Annotated in this window: 15 protein-coding genes and 2 pseudogenes; 4 read left to right on the top strand and 13 right to left on the bottom strand. The window is 72.7% G+C overall.

All coding sequences use genetic code 11. The features are described from left to right. Window positions 1-13: 13 nt before the first annotated feature. Window positions 14-562 carry a phosphatase PAP2 family protein gene (locus QQY66_RS14795; RefSeq protein WP_301979899.1) on the bottom strand — a complete coding sequence of 183 codons (549 nt, stop codon included), beginning with the start codon at window positions 560-562 and terminating at the stop codon, window positions 14-16. A 117-nt stretch (window positions 563-679) separates the two neighbouring features. Beyond that, complete coding sequence (locus tag QQY66_RS14790; RefSeq protein ID WP_301979897.1) at window positions 680-1,741, bottom strand: YihY/virulence factor BrkB family protein; 1,062 nt, start codon at window positions 1,739-1,741, stop codon at window positions 680-682. Window positions 1,742-2,096: 355 nt separating this feature from the next. Between QQY66_RS14790 and QQY66_RS14785 the strand changes: the two are divergent. Then, window positions 2,097-2,660 (top strand): annotated as a pseudogene (locus QQY66_RS14785) (leucine zipper domain-containing protein); the annotation flags it as partial. An 87-nt stretch (window positions 2,661-2,747) separates the two neighbouring features. On the opposite strand, the gene QQY66_RS14780 reads toward QQY66_RS14785, so the two are convergent. Then, window positions 2,748-3,866: a CapA family protein gene (locus QQY66_RS14780; protein WP_301979895.1), complete on the bottom strand. Its 1,119-nt coding sequence runs from the start codon at window positions 3,864-3,866 to the stop codon at window positions 2,748-2,750. 277 nt (window positions 3,867-4,143) lie between these two features. On the opposite strand from QQY66_RS14780, the gene QQY66_RS14775 reads away from it, so the two are divergent. Further along, the gene (locus QQY66_RS14775; RefSeq protein WP_301979894.1) at window positions 4,144-5,280 is read left to right on the top strand and encodes a hypothetical protein; all 1,137 of its coding nucleotides are present in this window, start codon (window positions 4,144-4,146) and stop codon (window positions 5,278-5,280) included. 116 nt (window positions 5,281-5,396) lie between these two features. Here QQY66_RS14775 and QQY66_RS14770 read toward each other — a convergent pair. Beyond that, window positions 5,397-5,693: pseudogene (locus QQY66_RS14770) on the bottom strand (glyoxalase superfamily protein); the annotation flags it as partial. A gap of 39 nt (window positions 5,694-5,732) precedes the next feature. Further along, window positions 5,733-6,287: a TIGR03086 family metal-binding protein gene (locus QQY66_RS14765; RefSeq protein WP_301979892.1), complete on the bottom strand. Its 555-nt coding sequence runs from the start codon at window positions 6,285-6,287 to the stop codon at window positions 5,733-5,735. A gap of 87 nt (window positions 6,288-6,374) precedes the next feature. On the opposite strand from QQY66_RS14765, the gene QQY66_RS14760 reads away from it, so the two are divergent. Both QQY66_RS14760 and QQY66_RS14755 read left to right on the top strand, forming a co-directional pair. Next, on the top strand, window positions 6,375-6,698 hold the full coding sequence (locus QQY66_RS14760; RefSeq protein ID WP_301979890.1) for a helix-turn-helix transcriptional regulator: 324 nt from the start codon (window positions 6,375-6,377) through the stop codon (window positions 6,696-6,698). Continuing rightward, on the top strand, window positions 6,695-7,132 hold the full coding sequence (locus QQY66_RS14755; RefSeq protein WP_301979888.1) for an SRPBCC domain-containing protein: 438 nt from the start codon (window positions 6,695-6,697) through the stop codon (window positions 7,130-7,132). The genes QQY66_RS14760 and QQY66_RS14755 overlap by 4 nt, the downstream gene beginning before the upstream one ends. A gap of 216 nt (window positions 7,133-7,348) precedes the next feature. Here QQY66_RS14755 and QQY66_RS14750 read toward each other — a convergent pair whose 3' ends face one another. The 8 genes from QQY66_RS14750 to QQY66_RS14715 all read right to left on the bottom strand — a co-directional run bounded on the left by QQY66_RS14750 (window position 7,349) and on the right by QQY66_RS14715 (window position 21,038). Beyond that, window positions 7,349-8,389 (bottom strand): rod shape-determining protein, encoded by a 1,041-nt coding sequence (locus QQY66_RS14750; protein ID WP_301979886.1) that lies wholly within the window; start codon window positions 8,387-8,389, stop codon window positions 7,349-7,351. A gap of 205 nt (window positions 8,390-8,594) precedes the next feature. Then, complete coding sequence (locus QQY66_RS14745) at window positions 8,595-13,526, bottom strand: SAV_2336 N-terminal domain-related protein (protein ID WP_301979885.1); 4,932 nt, start codon at window positions 13,524-13,526, stop codon at window positions 8,595-8,597. Then, window positions 13,516-14,523 (bottom strand): MoxR family ATPase, encoded by a 1,008-nt coding sequence (locus QQY66_RS14740; protein WP_301979883.1) that lies wholly within the window; start codon window positions 14,521-14,523, stop codon window positions 13,516-13,518. Before QQY66_RS14740 ends, QQY66_RS14745 begins: the two co-directional genes overlap by 11 nt. Window positions 14,524-14,574: 51 nt before the next feature. Beyond that, on the bottom strand, window positions 14,575-16,239 hold the full coding sequence (locus tag QQY66_RS14735; protein ID WP_301979882.1) for a trypsin-like peptidase domain-containing protein: 1,665 nt from the start codon (window positions 16,237-16,239) through the stop codon (window positions 14,575-14,577). Next, window positions 16,236-16,586: a CU044_2847 family protein gene (locus QQY66_RS14730; protein ID WP_301979880.1), complete on the bottom strand. Its 351-nt coding sequence runs from the start codon at window positions 16,584-16,586 to the stop codon at window positions 16,236-16,238. The genes QQY66_RS14735 and QQY66_RS14730 overlap by 4 nt, the downstream gene beginning before the upstream one ends. A 91-nt stretch (window positions 16,587-16,677) precedes the next feature. Further along, window positions 16,678-18,117 (bottom strand): carboxyl transferase domain-containing protein, encoded by a 1,440-nt coding sequence (locus QQY66_RS14725; RefSeq protein WP_301979878.1) that lies wholly within the window; start codon window positions 18,115-18,117, stop codon window positions 16,678-16,680. Next, window positions 18,110-19,573 (bottom strand): acyl-CoA synthetase, encoded by a 1,464-nt coding sequence (locus QQY66_RS14720; RefSeq protein WP_301979876.1) that lies wholly within the window; start codon window positions 19,571-19,573, stop codon window positions 18,110-18,112. Before QQY66_RS14720 ends, QQY66_RS14725 begins: the two co-directional genes overlap by 8 nt. A 70-nt stretch (window positions 19,574-19,643) precedes the next feature. Then, window positions 19,644-21,038: an SLC13 family permease gene (locus QQY66_RS14715; RefSeq protein ID WP_301979874.1), complete on the bottom strand. Its 1,395-nt coding sequence runs from the start codon at window positions 21,036-21,038 to the stop codon at window positions 19,644-19,646. Between the last annotated feature and the right edge of the window lie 30 nt (window positions 21,039-21,068).

Genomic DNA, 21,068 nt, shown 5'->3' with positions numbered 1-21,068 from the left:
GCCTCACCTCCGGTCAGAACGCACGTCGCCGCAGCAGATGCGTTGCGCCCCGTATCAGGGCGGCTGTGGCCAGCCCGATCACGCCGCCAGCGGCCACGTCGGAGGGGAAGTGGGCACCGCTGTGCACCCGCTCCACGGCCACCAGCACCGCCGACACCCCACAGGCGGCACCGGCGGCCGGCCACACCGGCGCGACGGCACCCGCGAAAGCGAAGGCCGCGGCAGTGTGCCCGGAGGGGAAGGAGGAACTGTCCGGGCGCTCCTGGAGTTCCTCCGGCGGGACCCATTCCTGTGGTGGGCGGCGCCGCCGGTACAGCGGCTTGACGACCGCGTTCGACAGCACCTGGGCCGTCGCCATGGCCGCCACCCCCGCAGCGGCGGCCGCACGACCGCGCCACCCACCGAACGCGACCATCGCTGCGGCCGTCGCCCACCACAGCTTGGTGTGCTCCGCCGCCTCCTCCACTGTCGGCGCAACCCGCCGCACCCAGGGCGGCCCCCACCCGATCGCCCGCCTGGCCAGCAGGCGATCCCCGTCGTGCAGATCCGCCATCGTCCCCATGACCAGCTGACTTCCCGTCCCAGGCCCCATCACACCGATGCTGTGATCGATCCGGCCCCCGCCGCCGGGACCTACGAAGCGCCCTGGACCAGGCCCCGGCGGGGCTCCTTCTTTCAGTCACGATTCAAGACGGCGGCGATCCTCCTCGTCCCACTTCCGGGTGTCGCGCGGCTCGACGTACGGCTCCTCCTCGGCCGGCTGACCGCCCGCCACTGCGCGTTGCCGGGCCATCTCCGCGTCGAACTCCAGGCCCAGCAGGATCGCCAGATTCGTGATCCACAGCCACACCAGGAAGATGATCACGCCGGCGAAGGTGCCGTAGGTCTTGTTGTACGAGGCGAAGTTCGCCACGTACAGCGCGAACCCGGCCGAGGCGATCATCCAGATCAGCAAGGCCAGGAAACTGCCCGGTGTGATCCAGCGGAAGCCGCGAACCTTCGCGTTCGGTGTCGCCCAGTACAGGATCGCGATCATGGTCGTGACCAGGACCGCCAGTACCGGCCACTTGGCGATCGACCACACCGTCAGTGCCGTGTCGCCGACGCCCAGCGCGTTGCCGATTTCCTGGGCCAGGCCGCCGGTGAACACGACGATCACCGCGCTGACCACGGCCAGGACCATCAGGACCACCGTCACGCCGACGCGCACGGGCAGCACCTTCCACACCGGGCGGCCCTCCGGGACGTCGTAGACCGCGTTGGCGGTCCTGATGAACGCGGCGACATAGCCGGAGGCCGACCACACCGCCAGCAGCAGACCCACGATCGCCATGACCGAGCCGAGGCCGGCGTTGCCCTGCATCTGCTGCACCGCGCTGCTCAGGACATCCCGCGCCGCGCCCGGGGCCAGGTTCTGGATGTTGTCCAGCACCTGCTGCGACGCCGACCGCCCGACGACCCCGAGCAGCGAGATCAGCGCCAGCAGTGCTGGGAACAGCGCCAGGATGCTGAAGTAGGTCAGCGCCGCGGCCCGGTCGGTCAGCTCGTCCTTCTTGAACTCCTTCAAGGTGCCTTTGAGCACTGCTCCCCAGGATCGTTTGGGCAGGTCCGTCGGGGTGTCCGGCGCCTGCTGCTCCACCTGCTCATCCGGCCCGGCCTCGGCTGCCCGCGCGGTCTCGGCCTTCTGGTCGGTCGCGCTGTGCCCGCCGTGCCTTCCATGCCGTTTCAACGTCCGTACCATTCCGCCCGAGTATCCGGCTGAGCACCACCTATACACGCATTCGCGGCATACCGTCACAAGGTAAAGAGATCGCCTCTGCCGCCGGCTCGCCCAGCCCCATTCGAACGCAGAGATCGCCGACTAGGGCCGTGATCAATCTCAGCGCACTCATGGCGGACACGCCTACCGCCAACGATCAGCCCGCTGTGTCAGGCCTGAAGGGCTGACACAGCGGCACAGTGACATCAATTCTCACCGGCATTGATCACGCAGAGGAGCCGCAGGTGCTCCCGAACTCACGTCGAAATGACGTCCACGGAAAGTGACACAGTCAGTGTGGACTGGACATCTACAACCGCCGCCCAGGAGGCTCTCGTTGTCCCACCGTAATGCCCCGCTGACTCCGACCGGCAGGCTGCGTCTGGCCCGGTGTGTCGTCGACGACGGCTGGGCTGTGCGACGGGCCGCGGAACGATTCCAGGTCAGTCACACCACCGCCGCCCGATGGGCCGGCCGCTACCGCCACCACGGCGCCGAGGGCATGCACGACCGCTCCAGCCGCCCCCACCACTCACCCCGGCAGACGCCCGCCACGGTGGAAGCACAGGTGGTGCGGATACGGCGCGAGCACCGCATCGGTCCACTTCGGCTGGCCGCCCGCACCCGGATCGCCGCGTCCACCGCCCACCGCATCCTCCAGCGTCACGGCATGCCCGCCCTGGCCGCGCTGGACCGGGCCACCGGCGAGCCGGCCCGCCGCTACGAACGCTCCCGGCCCGGCGAACTGATCCACATCGACGTCAAGAAACTCGGCCGCATCCCCGACGGCGGCGGCCACCGCGCCCAAGGACGCGCCGAAGGCCGACGCAACCGGACCGGCACCGGCTACGCCTACCTGCACACCGCCCTGGACGACCATTCCCGCCTGACCTACACCGAAGATCCGTGATCCAGAACGGCACCCGCCACGCCTGGCACAACCGGAGCGACCGTCCCGCTCATCGGGGCCGAAGCCGACGGCTGATGCTCACCCCGGCATACCGGCAAGCGACAGCCGAAGCGTGCCGTCGCGCTCCACGGCGATCCGCAGTCCGCCGCTGATCCGGCCGAGCGTCTCGGCGAGCCACGCGCGGTCGTCCGGCGGCGCGGGCTCCAGCCGCATCCGCCGCGCCCGCAACGGCACCAGGCGCAGCCCGGTCAGCCGTCCCGTCTCCGCGTCCAGCGAGACGAGGTGGGCGAGGCGCAGGTCGTCGCGGTACTGCTCGTAGCCGGAGATGCCTTCGTAGTCGTCGATGAAGTCGCCGCAGCCGTGCAGGATCAGCCGGTCGCGGTACACCTCCAGCGGGCGTGGGTGGTGGGAGGAATGCCCGTGGACGACGTCGGCGCCGCCGTCGACCAGGGCGTGTGCGAAGGCGGTCTGGTCGTGGGGGACGTGGTAACCCCAGTTGGAACCCCAGTGCACGGAGACGACGACGAGGTCGCCCGCGCGTCTGGTCTGTCGTATGCGTACGACTGTCGCGGCGGCCTCGGCGGCGGAGAGTTCGGGCACGTAGGCGACTCCGGACCGGTCCGTCGTCGCGGCCCAGTCGGGCGGGATGCCGCTGGACCACGCCCCCAGGGCGAACACCAGCACCCTGTGGCCGTGCCCGAGCGGGACGACCGCCGGCGCGTACGCCTCGGCGGCGTTCCGTCCCGCTCCCGCCGTCCGCAGGCCCGCGCCGGCGACTGAGCCGAGGGTCTCGTCGAGTCCGGGGCGGCCGAAGTCGAGGACGTGGTTGTTGGCCAGGACACACACGTCGGGGCGGGCCACGGTCAGGGCGGGCAGGTTGGCCGGGTGCATCCGGTAGTGGACCTCCTTGCCGGGCGCGAACGTGTCGCTGCGCGTGACGGACGTCTCCAGGTTCAGGATCCGCACGTCCGGCGCGGCCTCGTCCAGCACGCGCAGCGCCTCGCCCCACGGCCAGGACGGGGGTACGGGGGCGGGAACGGGACCGTTCGCCGCCTCGGCCAGGTCGACGTAGGAACGGGCGTCCGCGACCCATGTCTCCCGCAGGGCCGGATCGCCCGGGCGCGGGAGGATCTGGTCGACGCCCCGTCCGAGCATCACGTCGCCACACAGGAACAGCGTCACCACGCCGCCACCCATACAGCCACCTTAAGCGGGTCGGCTGAAGTCGGCCGACGGTTCGGAAGCGCCCCGAAAGGGCGCGGGGCTGTGTCACCACGCGGCTCCGCCGCGTGGTGACACAGCCCCGACGGCGCCGCAGACGGCCGACGGCATATCGCGGCACATTTACACTTGCGCCGACGCGTCAGCCCCGGCCCAGCGGGGGCGACGTCGCCCTGGGGGGACCGGCGGGCGGAAGGCTCGATGGGTCCGGTGGTGACGGTGGACGTGGACGTGGACGAGGGGGAGCAGCAGCATGGCCGGACAGCCGTCCGACGAGACGCCCATTTCCGACGAGGAGTGGGAGCGGTTCCTCAAGGACGCGGAGCGGGAGATCCCGGCCTCGGCGCCGAAGGAACCGTCCGCGCGGGCCCGTATGGTCACCGCGCGGTTGCGGGAGCAGGACGCGCGGGGGCAGGCGCCCGAAGCGTGGCGCGCCGGGCCCGACCGACGGGTGCCGGAGCGGCGAGGGGCACGGCGTCGGCGGCTGTGGGCGATCCTCGGCGTTCCCGTCGCGATCGTCGTCGCGCTGGTGGCGGTGAAGCCGTCGCTGCTCCCCGGGGACCCTTTCGGATCCGGCGCCTCGGACGACGCCCGCGCCACCTCCCCGCTGCCTGCCGAAACCGCCCGCCCCACCGCACCGCCGTCCTCGGTGGCCCCGGACACCGCCACCCTCGCCGACCCGTTCGCCGGGTCACCGGCCAAGGACTACGCCGACGGCGCGGCCGGGATCGTACTGCCGAGGGCGACCGCGGTCGGCACGTTCTCCGCGGCGCAGGTGGACCAAGCCCTGCGGCAGACCCGGGAGTTGCTGGTCGACGCCAACCTCGACCCGGCCACTCTGCGCGGCGGCCGGCCCGAGACCGCGTTCGACGTGATCGAGCCGAAGCAGACGGAGCTTGTGCAACTGCTCAACACGTCGCTGCGCAAGCCCGACAAGGACCACGACCCCCTGACCATGTTCAGCCGCTTCGACCCCGATGAAGTCCGCCTCGCCGGTGACGTCGTCAAGACGCGCGGGCGGATGACCTTCGAGGCCGGCGAGGACGGCTCGCTCGCCGTGCACGCCAACTACACCTTCGTCTACCCGCTGGTGAAGGCGCGCGACGATGCGACCGAGGTGGCCCGGACCGTCGTACGCCGCCTGCTCGACCTCCGCCTCGACGACCCCTCCCGCTACCAGGTCACCCCGGGAAAGCTCGGCGTGCAGCGGTACGACCAGGAGATCGGCAACTCCGCCTGCGACGTCTACGACGGCTTCCTCCACCCCGGTTTCGACTCGGACATCCCCACCGGCCCCTCGCCCTCCGGTTCGGCCGTCGACCCGTATGACCGCAGTCGCACTCCGGATCCGAACCGCGAGGAGGAGTGCGGGACGGTCACCCGTACGTGAGCGCTCCGCTGGTTGTGCGGTGCGGTGCGGTGCGGTGCCGTGCCGTGGTGGGCCGTCGGTCGTCTGCGGGTCCGTTGTGGCTGGTCGCGCAGTTCCCCGCGCCCCTTCGGGGCGCTCGGGTCACGTAGTTCGGCCTCCCGTGCACCCCACGGGGCCTCCTCCACCCGCACCCCGAACTCCGCGGCGACCGCGTCGACATCGCTCACCCGCAGATACACCAGGGTGTCGGGGCGGGCGTCGCCCTCGTGCTCTGAGAGGAACAGCCGCATCCGCCCCCGGGCGATCCCGACGAACGCCGGGAGGGCGGGGGCGAAGCGGTGCTCCCACTCCTGGGTGAAGCCCAGCCGCCCGTACCAGGCGACCGCCGCGGCGGCGTCCTTGACGTGCAGGATCGGGATGACTTCCTCGTCGATGTCCATGCCGGTCATGGTTTCAGGTGGAGTTCCAGGTCTTCAGCCCTTCCACTCAGGGTCGCGTCCGCTGGTGCCCAGTGCCTGGTGGAAGGCGGGGGCGTCGGGTGCGACCTGTACGGGAGGACCGTAGCCGCCGTTGCCCCTGGCCTGGTCGGCTATCTGCTCGACGGCGGTGAGGACGGCCTGCGCGGTCTCGTCGCCGAGGGTGAAGGACTGACCCGTGGCGCAGGCCAAGTCCCAGCCGTGCAGGGCGAGTTCTTCGAGGGTGACCGTGGCGGCCAGGGCGGCGGGCATCTCGCCGGGGCCGAACACGGTGGTGCCTTCGTAGGCCGCGGGGCCGGCCCACGCGGCGGCGGCCTCCGTGGCGGTCCGCGCGACGATCGCCGGGGACATCCCCGCGTCCGCCTCGGACTGCGGCTCCTTACGGGCCGCCCGCGCGGAGGATGCCAGCGTGCCGCCGAGGTGGTCGAGGAGCTCGGCGACGGTGAACTTCTCGCAGGGTGTGCGCTCGCCGAGCTGCTCGGCACGGATGGCGGAGGCGGTGGCCGCGACGGCGGCGGCGCATTCCTCGATGGCGGGGGTCAGGGTGTTCATGGTCGTCCATGCCGACAGTGTGCTTTAGTCGAGACTAAAATGAAGTGCCCAGAAGCGCAAACTGTAGCGGCGGCTAAAATGAGAGCCATGGATGCGGTACGGGCAGTCGCCGAGCCCAGACGGCGTGAGATTCTGCGGCTCGTCTGGGACGCCGAGCTGTCCGCGGGCGAGATCGCCGAGCGGTTCGACGTCACCTTCGGGGCGGTCTCCCAGCACCTCAAGGTGCTCAGGGACTCCGGCCTGGTTACGCTGCGCCAGGACGGCAAGAAACGCTTCTACCGGGCCGACCGGGAGAACATGGGCCCGCTCGCCGACTACCTTCAGTCCATGTGGGCCGCCAAGCTCGACACCCTGGCCGAGCTGGCGGAAGCGGCCGAACGCGACGCGCAATCAAAGGGAGCCACCTCGTGAACGCAGGCGCGGTCACCGTCGAGCGGCACATCGCCGCCCGCCCCGAGACGGTGTTCTCCTTCTTCACCGACCGGGACAAGTGGCTGTCCTGGATGGGCCGTTCCGGCGAGTTCACCTTCGAACCCGGCGGCGCCTACCGCACGAACGTCAACGGCGAGAACATCGCCGAGGGCCGCTTCATCGAGATCGACCCGCCCAAGCGCCTGGTCTTCACCTGGGGCTGGGCAGAGGGCGACATGCCCGTCCCGCCCGGCTCGACCACGATCGAGATCACCCTCGAACCCGTCCCCGACGGCACCCTCCTCCGCCTGACCCACCGTGGCCTCCCCTCCCCGGAGGCCTCCGCAGCGCACGAGGAGGGCTGGGCGCACTACATGGACCGCCTCGCGACCGTGGCGGCGGGCGGCGACCCCGGGGCCGACCCCTGGATGTGAGCGGGCGAGCCGACGGACGGCGTCGGCCGTGCCGAGCGCCGTGTACCGGGCGCCGGTGAGTTCGGCGGCGCTGTCCACGATGTGCTGGAGCGTGGTGCGCAGTTCGGGGTCGGTGCCGACGCTGTGGAAGCTTCGAGGAGTGCCGGGAGGGAGTCCTCGGGCACGGCCGTCGTCAGTCAGTCGTCAGTCAGTCGTCAGTCAGTAGTCAGTGAGTCGTCAGTTCGTCGTGCTCGTGTCGAGCGCGATCGGCTCGATCTCGCCCTCCAGCATGCAGCCGAGACCCTGTACGGCACACACGTCGGGCCGTTCCGCGATGTGCACCGGCATACCGGTCGCCTGCCGCACCATCTGGTCGAGCCCCGGAATCAGGGCGCTCCCGCCGACCATCATGACCCCCCGGTCGGACAGGTCGGCCACCAGGTCGGGCGGGCAGTCCCGCAGCACCTTGCCGATACCGTCGAGGACGGCGGTGAGCGGAGTCTGGATGACGTCGCGTACGGCGGCGGTGTCTACGTGCACGGAACGGGCGAGACCGGTGGCGACGTCCCGGCCGTGGATCTCGGTGGAGGCGGGCCCGTGGGGCGTGAGTCCGTTGCCGGAGAGGGCGAGCTGCAGGGGCCGTACGGACTGGCTCGGCAGCATCAGTTCGTGCTGGTGCCGCAGGTGCTGCACGATCGCGCGGTCGACGGCCTCGCCGCCCACGGAGATACGCTCGGCGGTCACGATCGCGCCCAGCGACAGCACGGCGATCTGCGTGGCGGCGGCCCCGCACACCAGCACCATCGTGGCCTCCGGCTGCTCGACGGGCAGCCCGCAGCCGACGGCGGCGGCGATCAGCGTGTCGACGAGCTCGACCCGGCGCGCACCGAGCCCGACGAGCGTCTCGATCGTCGCCCGCTGGGCCAGCGGGTCCGCGTCGTGCGGTGTGCAGGCGGCGGCCCGCAGGAACGGCTTGCGGCGCAGCGAGCGGCGGATCTTGTCGCCGAGCAGATGCCGCAGCATCCGCTGCGCCATCTCGATGTCGACGACGCTGCCACCCGATACGGGCCTGACGACCCGGATGTATGGCGGCGTACGGCCCGTCATCCGCTCCGCGGACTCCCCGACCGCGATCAGCGCACCGGTCCTGGTGTTCACGGCCGCCGCCGACGGTTGGTCGACGACGAGCCCGGTCCCCTTCAGATAGACCCGGGTCCGTGCCGCCCCCAGGTCGACGGCGAAGTGGCAACGGCGCAACTGGTTCAGACTGTCGGTCACGGCAGATCCTCCCGAGTGTGCAGAGCGTGGCGGGCCGCCGGATGCGCCGGCCGGCCTCGATTCGCGGGCCGCCGGGCGGCGGGCCTCTCCCTCGCATCGTGCGGGGGCGTGACGGGGCGCGCCTGTTGTGGGGGGCCGGGTGGGGTGCGACTGGACGGGTGATTCCTGATCTTCGCGCGGCGCGTCGCTGCCTTGTCCTGTGGGCTCAGCGGTATCGGGCGGCGGTCATGAGCGTACGGAGGCTTGTGACGAGGGGTGTCTCGGCGTCCGCCGCGCGCAGTCGCCGCCGGGTCTGGTCGTCCGGGCAGAAGCCGATGAACGGCAGGCCGACGGCGCGGGCGGCGGCCCGCTCGGCGACGGTGGAGCCGATCATCACGCAGCGGGCGGCCGGCACGCCCAGCCGGTCGAGGGCCTGCTGGAGGACGTGCGGGTGCGGCATGAGGAGAGCGAGGTCGGTGCCGCGGCCGTGCACGCCACCCGCCAAGTGCCGCGTCAGGCCCCGTCGGTTCAGGTGTTTCCTGACCGGCTCGGGCGCCCGGTCGGTCACCACGGCCAGCGGGACGTCCCCCGCGCGCAGGGCGCTCACCAACTGGTCGGCCAGCGGGGTGGGCCGCGCGGTCGCCGCCGCCCGCGCCTCGTGCCGGTCGATCCGGCGGCGCACCTCCTGCGCCAGGCCGTGTCCGGCGAACGCCCTGAGCAGATCGAGGGAGTTGGCGTGCCCCTCCAGCGGCGGAACCGGCCCGCCACCCGGCAGCAGCGGCTGCCCGGTCAGCGCGTCCTCGGGATCACGTTCCTCCGAGATGAGCCGCGCCACGTCCCGCAGCACCTCCCGCTCGGCGCCCGCCGGGAACATACGGGCCAGCACGTCGTCGAAGGCGAGGATGACCGCGTCGGCGCCGGCGATGAGCGCCGAGGAGGTATTGGCGGGGCGGGACCGGTCGGGCCGGGTACCGAGCGGCGCGCTCTGGACCTCGGCGGGCAGGATCCAGCGGATGCCATAGCCGGGCACCTTCGTCCGGGCCAGTGCCTCGCGCAGTCCGTCGCCGTACAGGCCCCGCGCGCCGAGCAGCGTTTCGGTCAGCAGGCCGGGCAGGTCGAGACCGGGGTTGCTCGCGGCCTTCACCGGGTCGTTGACGGACCATCTCACCTCGACGCCGGGCACGGCATCGGGCGTGAGGCCGCGCTCCGCCAGGTCGACCGTGAAGTAGCTCCAGGTCGCACGGACGTGATCGGGTGCGAAGCGGGCCAAAGACGAGTCCAGCGGGACGAGTTCGCCGCCGGGGAGGGAGAGGACGACGGCCTCGGACGCCCTCTCCGCACGTACGAGTCCCCAGTCAGCCGGCATGGGGAAGGGGCCGCGCACCACGGGGGCGGTCGACGCCGTGACCATGTCGTAGGCCGTGCCGGAGACGTCTACCACGGCGTCCGCCGCGGGCGCTTCGCGCACCTCGTCGGGCCGGACCGCGCGGTACCACCCCGTCCCGTCGCCCAACGGCTCGAACAGCCCCGGGTCCGCGTCGGGATTCTCGTCGACCTCCACCTGGTGCCAGAAGTCCGAGAAGGCGAGGACCGCCCGCGCACCGGACGCGTCCAGCGCGGCCGTCACCGCCTCGGCGGCCGGCCGGTCACTGCCCCCCTCGCTGCCCTCCCGCCGGAACCACGCCTGCCAGAACTCCACCCGGAGGCGGCGGCCGTCCAGGCGCTCCAGCAGCTCCGGCAGCCCGGCCACGGTCGCCCGGAAGAGGGGAGCAGTGTCCAGGTACGGCGCAGTCAGCACCGTGAACCCCGTGCGGAATTCCCGTAGTTCGTACTGGTAGGAGTCGAGACCACTCACTGTGAGCAGGATCGTGACCAGCCGGCGGAGGTCCTCCAGCGCCTCGTCGGACGGCGGGCCGTCCACGAACTCGAAGGCGGCGCAGTCGCGTGGGTCGACGTCCGGTTCGTCGCCCTCATTGCCGAAGGCCTCCGGCGGGAGTTCGTCGCGCGGGTCGACCGGCACGTCCTCCTGAGGAAGCGGCTCCTCCGACGGCTCCTCCGGCGGCTGCTCCTCGGCCGCCGCGGCGTAGCCGAGCAGGTAGTCGGTGACGGTGCTGTCGGCGGCGGGCTCCTCGTACCCGCCCTCCGGAGCGTCGTCGAACCTCTCCAGCTCTTCGCGCAGTTCGTGCCCCAGGGTCCGCAGTTCCGGATTCAGGCCGCCGGACACCTCGTACTCCTCGTACGCCTCCAGAGCCTCCTCGGTACGGCCCTGGCGGCGGAGCGCGATGATGTACAGGCGGCGGAAGTCCTCACGGGCGGGATGGGCGCGGAGCAGCTCGGCGAGGTCGGTCTCGACGCGCTCGAACTCACCGCGCTCCAGGTCGAGTTCGGCACGGGAGCGGTAGAGGCCGAGGCGGAGCTGCTGGAGCTGGGCGCGGGCGGTGTGCGCGGCGGGACCGGGGACGCCGGCGAGGGGTTCGCCGCTGCGCCAGAGCTTCAGGGCCCGGTCGTAGTCCGCGCGGTTGCGGGGCGTGCGGGCCACGAGCCGTTCCACGAGCCGTTCGCACTCGATCAGGTCCACGAAGTCGGCGCTCGTGTGCAGGGCGTAGCCGTCGGGCTGGACGGCGAGGGTGCCGGGGCCCAGCAGGGCGCGCAGCTCGGACGCCTGCCGGCCCAGTTCGGCCACGGTGTCCTGCGGCGCCTCGCCCGGGCCCCACACGCCGGCGGCCAGTTCGTCGTGGGTCACCTTGCGGCCGTGTCTGAGCAGCAGCATGGCGAGCATGGGCCGGAGGTCCGGGGGGATGGGGATGTCGCCGGTCGGGCCTTCCACGTGCAGTGGACCCAGGACGTAGTGGAAGCGCTGTTCGTAGGCCTCACGGGCCGCCGGCGCCAAGTCCGGGGAGATGAGCTGTTCCAGGCCCTCCATCTGGGTGTTCAGGACCTGGGACAGCAGCCGGTCGATGGCGTCCGCGAACTGCGGACGCAAGCTGCTCGGCAGATGGATCAGTTGGTCCGGGTGCACCGGCCGCGTCAGCCACGCGGTCGCCGCCGCCAGTTCGAGCAGCAGCTCGGCCAGGGCCCGCAGATCCTCCGCGCGCACCTGAGGGCCGGCGGTCCGGCCCGGTGTGAAGTGGCTGAGCTTGACCGTGCCGTCGGGCAGGAGGACGACCCGCCCCATTTCGAGCCCTCCGTGGGTGATGCCGGACATGTGGCAGGTCAGAAGGGCCCGCGCGAGCTGCGTCCCGATCGACACCAGCAGCGGATACGGAAGCTCGTAACCGCCCACCGCGGCCATCGCGTTGAGCGGGATGCCGTCCAGATGCTCCATCACCACGTAGGGGGTGCCGTCCTCGATGCCGAAGTCGTGGACGGTCACCACACCCGGGTGGTCGATGCCCTTCAGGATCCGTGCCTCCCGCAGGAAGGCCTCCCGCCGCTCGGGGTCGGTGACCGGGCGCTGCCGCCGGATCACGACGGTCCGGTCCGCCTCGGTGTCGTGGGCCCGCCACAATGTGCCGTCCGGCCTGAACAAGCCCAGCATCCGGTAGCGGCCCGCGAGAACCGGCGGCACGGACCCCGACGTCCCCGCGCCCCCGCCCGTCAGCTGCCGCACGCTCTCCGTGGTGACCGTCGCGAACGCCTCCCCGTCCACGACGGTCGGCGTACCGCCCGCCGCCGGTGTGGACGCCCGGAACTCACCCGGCGCCACTCCCGCCCGCTCGTCGATCAACCCGCCCACCCGGGCGAGCAGTTCGGCCGTACGCCCCCGCGCGGTACGCGGCAGGCCGCGCAGCAGCAGTTCGCCCACGCCGGGCCGGAAGGCATACGACCCGGGCGGGCCGGGGACCGCGGTGAGCATGCCGCTGAGGATCACCTCGGCGAGATGCTGGGGGCGCGGATGTGGCTCGACGGCGGCCTGGACGAGGCGCATGACCGGCAGGTCCGGGCGACCGAGCGCGAGATGGCCGGCCAGCCGGAACGCCTGAGGCGAGGCCGTCGCGCGGAAGCGGAGGACCAGGTCCTCGGCGGACAGGCCGGTGATGTCCGTACGGTTGTCGGAGGCAGCCGGCAGCGGTCCGCCCAGCCGGGCCGCCGAACCGGGAAATTCCTGCCCTCCCGGCGCCGCGACCAGCGCCGCCCAGTTCGCCAGCCAGCGCGCCCCCGGCTCCAGCACGGGCAGCGGGACGGTGCCGGTGCCGTCCGGCTCGTCGAGAGCGCCGTCGTACGGCGTGAACGCGAGCGAGGCCGCCGGTGCCGCCGGATGCGGTGCCGACAGGCGGCCCGGCGTCGACGGCAGGGCCGTGTCCCGCCACAGGTGTTCCGGGAGGGGCTGTACGACGGCCAGCGGCATCCGGTGCGCCCAGCGGGCCAGCGTGCCGAACCAGCGGGTGCCGGCCGGGCCCTGCCGCCACTGCGGGCCCATGCAGTCGCTGACCAGGAGGGTGACCGTGCGGCCGTCGCCGGGGAGGGAGCGCACGGTGCCGTCCGGGTGGGCGCGGTGCAGGGTGACCGTGCGGAAGATCCCGGACTGGACGAGCGCGGTGTGCAGTTCGCGGATCAGGGGGCGCCAGACCGGCATGGTCGGGCCCGTGTCGTACACCAGGTTCAGCCGCAGCCAGCGCTCCCGCGCGGGCCGCAGCACCGGCAGCCACCACTCGGGGGCGGCCCCGAGGCGGGCGATGCGGTCGGCCGTGGCCCGCTCGTCCAGTTCGAGCCGGTCGGGGGCGTCGGTACGGCGCTTGAGCGGGCGCAGGGAGCGTTGCAGGGCCAGGGGGTGGCGCAGCATCGGGGGCGCGGGGGCCAGGAGGGTGGTGTGGGGTTCGGCCGTCACCTGGGGTTTCGTGGCCGGCGCGGGCTCAGGCGCGGGCAGGTGCAGCGGGGCGCGAGGGGATGGCGGCGGCGCGGACGGCTCGCCGATGTTCTGTTGCCCGGACGGGAATGGCGGCGGTGCCTTGGTCGCGGCTGCGGGAGGGCGTACGACATCGGCGGGGGCCCGCGCGGCAGGGGCGGCCGGGGATTCGGCCGGGGGCTCCATATGGCGGGCCAGCCACAGGAGTTCGGCCAGTTCGAGCGGGGTCGGCTGCGGGCCGCCGGACGCCTCGGCCAGCATGTCGGCCAGGCGGCGCAGCGGCGTGCGCGGTCCGGGGCGCTCAGAAGGCATCGGTCTGCGGTGCCTCGCTCAGATACGGCATCAGCTGCTCGGCCAGCTCGTCGAGGGACTCGGCGGCCAGGTCGGAGGAGCGGGCCAGGTAGATGGCGTTCAGCAGCTGGTCGGTGGCGAGGTCGCCGCCGCCCACCCGGGACAGGAAACGGTCGATCAGGGTCTGCGCGTAGGCGTCGGGCTCCTCGTCGAAGTGGGCGCGGACGATGTCGGCGAGCTGGCCGTCGTCGGGCTGCCGCAGGTGCAAGGTCACACAGCGGCGCAGAAAGGCGGGCGGGAACTCACGCTCGCCGTTGCTGGTGAGGACGACGAAGGGGAAGGCCCGGCAGCGGACCCGGCCGCGCCGCACCGGCGCCCGCTGGTCGGTGCCGTCGATCATCACCTGGGCCGTGCGGGCGCCCCGGATCAGTTCGGGGATCTCGTACTGGCCCTCCTCCAGCACGTTCAGCAGGTCGTTGGGCAGGTCGAGGTCGCTCTTGTCGATCTCGTCGATGAGCAGGGCGCGCGGCCGGGCGTAGGGGAGGAGGGCGGTGCCCAGCGGGCCCAGCCGGAGGTGGTCCTCGATGCCGCCCGCGCCGCCGGTCTCCGCCGCCGGGGTGTGCCGGGCCGCGTACAGGCGGGACAGCGGGTCGTACTGGTAGAGGCCGTCGTGCAGGGTGCTGCGGCTGGTGATGTTCCAGCGCAGGACCGGGCCGAGGCTCAGCTCGCGCGCGACCGCGTACACCAGGGAGGACTTGCCGGTGCCGGGCGGCCCCGTCACCAGCAGCGGGCGGCGCAAGTACAGGGCCGCGTTGACCAGTTGGACGGTCTGCGGGGTGGCCCGGTACGTCGCGGCGCGATGGGTGCGGTCCGGGGAGACGGCCGACGCGTCGGCGGCCCCGTCCGGGGCGTCGAGCACCGGGCCACCGTCGAAGGCCCGCCAGGGCGGGGGCGGCGGCAGCCGGTCGATGCCGTCATGCGGCTCGGTCGTGCCGGTGTAGACGGGCCACAGGGGCATGGATCTTCTCTCCGTGGGTGGTTCGTGTCGTGGTGGTGGTCGGCGGGCGGCTCAGGCGACGGGTGAGTGCAGGGAGGTGGCGGGCTCGGGGAAGCAGCGCGGGTCGTCCCAGAGCAGCTGGACGTCCTTCGCCCAGTGGCTCTCCGGATCGTCGTCCGCGTCCGCCGCCTCCCTCAACTCCATGACGTGACGCGGGAGTTCGATGGGCGGGACATCGGCGACGGAGGCGGACAGCTCGTCGAGGAACGCGGCTCCGGAACAGGGACCGTCGTGCCGCAGGTCGGCACAGCCCGTGCGCGACCACAGCAGCACCGGCACCGGGGTGTTGAGGCCGACCTCGAAGTGCGGCTGTGCGGTGGACGGCGGGAAGGCGAATCCCGCCAGGTCGGCGGAGTGGTCGCGCAGCCGCTTGCGCAGGCTCGGGGGCCGCTCCGGGGCACCGCACTCCACGCGGTGCAGCCGCGCGCCGGGACAGGCGTCCAGCTGCTGCCACCGCTTGGCCAGCCGGTGCCGCAGCCGCCCGCTGCGGTGCCGGGACCGGTCCACCACGACCAGCGGATAGGCACAGCCCAGAGGGGTGGAGTCGTCCTCACCGCACTCCCAGTGCGCCACCGGTTCGTTCAGCCACTCGCGGGGCAGTACGAACGTGATCAGCTCGTCCGCGTCCGGAGCGAGCTGGGTGAACGCCTCGTCGATGCGCTCCTGGACGTACGCCCGTACGGCGGTGCGCGGCAACCTGCGCGACCCGACGCGCCGCCGGTGCCCGTCGCGGTAGGCGGACACCTCGACGGTGACCTGGTCGATGCCGGCACCGCTGTGCTCGATCTCGACCAGGATCGGCGACCATGCGTGCGCGGCGGCGGGCCGGGCGGGCGGCGCGTCCAGCAGCTCCTGCAGCCGGTCGGCGAACCGGCCCACCGCCTCCGCGCCCGGCACCTCCCACTGCACATACCCGGCAGCCGCCCCCAGCGAGGCGAACCCGCCCTCCGGCAACTGCGGCCCGAACGGGCCCACGGCATCGACGTACAGCCGGTTCGGATCGCAGTCCACGTCGTGCGCCACCGCCCTTCGCACCAGCGTGTACAACCGCCTTACGGCATCGGGGTGATGGTCGGGAGTGGGGACCCGCTCGCCCAGCTCGGGCCAGTAGCGGGCCATGACCTGGGTGGGCAGCATCCGCCCGACCCGGACGTCCCGCGCACCCGCGACCGACGCCACCATGCCGACGACCCTGCCGTCCGGGAGGGTCACCGCCGCGCCGCTGAAGCCGGCCGCCAGGGGCTGCCCGTGGGCCGTCACGGCCTCCAGCTGACGCCATTCGTCCGAGACCAGTGCGCCGGGCACGGCCTGGTACCGGGCGAGCATGCCCTCGTCGTACCCCTTGGGGAAGCCGTAGGCGACGAGCGTCGGTGCGGGGTCGCCCAGTTCGGCGCCCGGCGGCGCGAACTCGGCGGGCGCCAGCGGGACTTCGCGGCCCAGTTCGAGGACGGCCAGATCACCGGGGTCGGCCGCGCCGCCCGACCAGCCGCCGTGGGCGGTCACGGTGGCGGGCAGCGGATCGAGCCCTCTGCTGTTGGGGAAGGTCACCGTCACCGCCGACGCGCCGCTCCAGCGCACGACGTGGGCGCAGGTGAGGACACGGCGGGGGGAGACCAGGAAGCCCGCGCCGACCTCGTTCCCGCAGGAGATCCGGGCGTGCCAGGCAGCGCTGCTCATGACCGGCCGGCGGCCTCCGGTGCGGCCGGGGTCTGCCCCGGGGACCAGCTGAGCTTCACCACCAAATGACCCTCCGCCGACCCCTTGGCGATGACCGCTCCGGACTCGGCGGTCAGCTTCACCCCGAACTCCAGCTCCACCGACTCCGGCCGCAGCGAGCCGTCCCGGAAGACCCGCAACGCGGACTCGGCCGCCGCCCGGACCCCGTCCAGCGCGCCCTCGAACGTGCCCGCCGCCCGCGCCGGCCCGTCGCCGCGCGAGACCAGCCGGGCGCCCGACTCGTCCTCGACACCCTCCACGACCACCATGGCGCCGCCCTCGGTCTGGAACTCCATCAACCCGTCCATGGCGCCGCCCGATCCCCCGTGATGTATGTGACCTGTACGAACTCCATTGTTACGGACGGTGCATGGTGATGTCACCGGGTTCCGCCGGGAGTCAGTCGGCCACGCCCCGGATCACCCCCAGCTCCGCCAGGTCCTGCGGCCGGATACGGAGCTGGTCCGCCGTCGCCTCGACCTCCTCCGGCGGACGCTTCAGGATCGCCGCGGCCGGCCCCGGTGCGATCACCGAGAAGTAACTGTCCGGTGTGGCCCAGGTGTTGCCGGGCGCGGCCAGCGCCAGCGCTCCACCCGAGCCGCCCTCGCCGATGAGGAGGGTGGTGATCGGCGTACGGGCGGCGGCCACCGCGGCGAACACGTCCGCGATCGCCGCGCCCACCCCCTGCCGCTCCGCCTCGGCGTCATTGGCCGCACCCGGGGTGTCCACCAGCGTCAGCACGGGGATGCCGAGCCGGTCGGCCAGCCTGATCAGACGGGCGGCCGTACGGTAACCGGCGGGCCGGGTCGCCGTCCCGGCCTGCGCCGCGTACGCGACCGTACGACCGCCGTGCTCGCCGAACCCGCAGAGCATCCCCGCGTCGGTGCCGCCGCAGCGGTCACCGCTGAGGGCGGCGCGGTGGGTGAAGTAGGCGTCCAAGTAGGCCTGGGCACGCGGGCGTTGAGGCGAGCGGGCGCGCTGGACGGCGGCCCAGCCTGTTGGCGGGAGGTTCGGGGTGCCGCCGTGGACGGAGGGTGACGGTGTGCGGCCGGTCCCGGCCTCGGCCGCGTCGCTCGTGATGGCGGGCTCCGTCGTGCTGCCGGCTCCGGCTGCGGGGGGCTCCGCCGCGGCGCCCAGCGCCCGGGGGACCGGCGCCTCCTGTGCCGACGATCCCGTCAGAAGCCTCAGCCACAGCCCCAGCGTCTCCCGCAGTTCCTCCGGCCGTACGGCCGCGTCCGCCGCACCGGCCGCCACCTGCGCCTCCGCCGTATACGCGGCAGGATCCGCGTCGGGGGGCCGCACCCGGGAGCCCGCGAAGCCGACCTGGGCCCCGGGTAGGGCGAGGACGACATCCGCGCCCGCGCCGAGCGTGGCCCAGCCGCCGCCGGTCGTCGGGTCGCGGAGCACGGCGATCTGGGGCAGGCCCGCCTCGCGGGTGAGGGCGGACTGCCGGGCCACGCGCTGGAGTTGGGTGAGCGCGAGCATCCCCTCCTGCATACGGCTGCCGCCGGTGGCGAGAAGCGGGACGACGGGGAGACGGTGGGCGCGGGCGTGAGCGTGGGCGGCCTCTATGCGGTCGCCGGTCCGTTCGCCCAACGAGCCGCCCAGGAAACCGAATTCGAAGGCGATCAGCAGCGCGTGCGTGCCCTCGATGTGTGCCGTGCCGCAGACGACGGACTCCTGCTCGCCCGTGCGTTCGGCGGCGCGGGCGCGCGAGGCGTCGTAACCCTGCCAGGCGAGGGGGCCGTCCGGGGCGGACTGATCCGGCGGGGGCGGGAGTTCGGAGAAGCCGTCGGCGACGAGGGCGATCATCTCGCGGGCGGTGAGACGGTCAGCCATCGGTGCTCAGCTCCCGCTTCATGATCTTCCCCATGTCGTTGCGGGGCAGGGCGTCGAGGTGACGCACGACGCGCGGTCGCTTGTGCGGGGCGAGGCGACGGGCCACGTGATCGGCCAACTCGTCGTCGGCGGGCGGGGATTGGGGATCCGCGGGGACGATCCAGGCGACGATCCGCTCACCCAGGTCGGCGTCGGGCTCACCGGTGACCGCGGCCTCCCGCACCCCCGGGTGCTCCAGCAGCGCGTTCTCGATCTCGCCCGCCCCGATCTTGTACCCCCCGCTCTTGATCAGGTCGGTGGCCTTGCGCCCGACGATCCGGACATAGCCGTCGGGGTCCCGCACCGCCATGTCACCGGTACGGAACCAGCCGTCGGCGGTGAACGCGGCGGCCGTCGCGTCCGGCCGGTTGAGGTACTCGGTGAACAGGTTCGGCCCGCGCACCTGGATCTCCCCCACGGTCTCGCCGTCGTACGACGTGATGGCCGCCCCGTCCTCCTCGACGAGCCGCAGCTCCACGCCCGGCAGCGGTACGCCCACCGTCCCCGCCCGCGGCTCCCCGTCGGCCCGCACGCTGGTGTTCATCAGCGTCTCCGTCATGCCGTACCGCTCGATCACCCGGCGGCCGGTCGCCGCCGCGATCCGCTCGTGGTCGTGCACGGGCAGCGCGGCCGACCCGGAGACGAGCAGCCGGGCATGGGCGAGAGCCTTCGCCAACTCCGGTTCGCCGGGCAGGGCTTGGGCGATGCGGTGGTACATCGTCGGTACGCCGAAGAGCATGGTCGCGCCGTCGTTCAGCTCGCGTGTCACGCCCTCCGTGCTGAACCGGCCGAGGTGGCGGACGGACCCACCGCGCCGCAGCGGGCCGAGGACGCCCAGGACGAGACCGTGCACATGGAACAGGGGGAGGCCGTGGACGAGGATGTCGTCGCCGGTCCACTGCCAGGCGTCGGCGAGCGCGTCGAGGGTGGTGGCGAGCGCGCGGCGCGGGAGGACGGCGCCCTTGGGTGGGCCGGTGGTGCCGGAGGTGTAGACGACGAGGGCGGGATCTTCGGGGGACACGGGGGCTTCGGGGGCTTCGGGGGCGGAGGCGCCGGTGGCTTGCGGGTCTACGTCGATCCGCTGCAAGTCGCTTACGAGGGATGGGAGTTCAGTGCCGGGTGCGGTCAGTACGGCCGACGGGGCGCTGTCGGCCAGGATGTGCCCCAGCTCCTTCTCGCCCGACTTCGGGTTCAGCGGTACGACGGCCACCCCGGCCTCCAGCGCCGCCACCACGGCGACGGCCGTCTCCAGCGCCGGGGTCGCCCAGACGGCCACCCGCCCCGCGCCCCGGATTCTCCCGGCCGTCGCGCCGGCCGCGGCGGCGAGCTGCCCGTAGGTCAGGGAGCGGTCGCCGAACCGCAGCGCGGGCCGGTCGGCGGTCGGGCCATGGGTCAGGGTGGGGAAGAGAGAGGACACGCGTCGTACTCCTTAATTGTTGTCTCGCTGCTGCGACTGTTGTCTCGTTGCCGCGAAGGCGACCGGGGATCTACCCCCAGCCGGGCACCACCAGCACCAGCCACACCACCGCGGGTACCGCCGCCACCACGATCCCTCCGTACACCATCAGCTGCCTGAAGAATCGCTCGCGGTCGACGTCCGGCGCGGCGGCCAGGACCAGTGCGCCGTTCGTCGAGAACGGGCTGACGTCCACGACCGTCGCCGACACCGCGAACGCCGCCACCATGGCGACCGCGCCCACATCCCCCTCCGCGAGGAACGGCACCGCCAGCGGAATCAGCGCGCCCATGATGCCCACGGACGACGCGAACGCCGAGACGATCGCCCCGATGTAGCACAGCAGCACGGCGGACAGCAGCGGCACACCGATGTCGCTGACGCCCTCGCCCGCCCAGGTGATCGTGCCCATCTCCTCCAGCACACCGACGTACGTGAGCACACCGCAGATCACCAGCACTGTCGGCCATGCGATCTGCCCGACCGCCTTCTTGCTGTCCTCCGGCCAGGCGGCGCTGAGGACCACGGCGAGCGTGATCGCGGTGAGCCCGGCGTCGAGATCGAAGGCGAGCACGGCGACGACGAGGGCGACCAGGGCGACGAGGGTGGTGACACGGGCGGGGGTGAGGCGGATGTCGGGGGGCGCGTCGGGGCGGGGGGTGGTGGTGGCGGTGGTGGTGATGGCTGTGGGGGAGGGGGAGGTGGGAGCGGGGGAGGTGCCGGTGCCGTTCGGCTCCGGGCGCTGCTTCTCCGTACCGCCGCTGTTGCCGGAGTCACCAGCTTCCGTCCCCGTCCCCGTCCCTGTCGCCACCGCGCCCTGCGTCCACAGCTTCAGCCCGCCGAAGAGGACGAACACCACGCCCGCGATGACCAGGTTGACGAGGAGCGAGGCGAGGAAGAGGGCGAGTTCGTTGCCGGGGAGCTTCTCGCGCTCCACGATCCCGTTGACGATCGAACCGTAGATGCTGATCGGCGAGAACCCGCCGGCCTGGGCGCCGTGCACCACCATCGCGCCCATCAGCAGCGGGCTGATCCCGTAACGGGAGGCGAAGCTCAGCGCGATGGGCGCGACGATCGCGACCGCGGCCGGACTGACCGCGCCGATCGCCGTGAGCGCCCCGGTGATCGCGAACATCACCCACGGGATCAGCGCCACCCGCCCCCGTACGAGCCGGATGGCCGCGTGGACCAGCCAGTCGGTGGTGCCGTTGGCCCGCGCGATCGCGAACAGATACGTGACGCCGACGAGGACGACGAACAGGTCCCCGGGGAAGCCGGCGAAGATGCCGTCCGCGTCGAGGTCGGCGACGAGCTCGCCCACCGCGAAGGCGGCGGCGAAGGCGAGCGCGCCCATGTTGATGGAACGCGTGGTGGCGATGACGAACACCACGACGAGGACGAGGATCGAGATGAGTTCGGAGGACATACGGGCTCCCGCCTTTGGGTCCCGGAGCGG

Source organism: Streptomyces sp. DG2A-72 (assembly GCF_030499575.1).
Taxonomy (GTDB): domain Bacteria; phylum Actinomycetota; class Actinomycetes; order Streptomycetales; family Streptomycetaceae; genus Streptomyces.
This window is presented reverse-complemented; position numbering and strand designations above follow the sequence as displayed.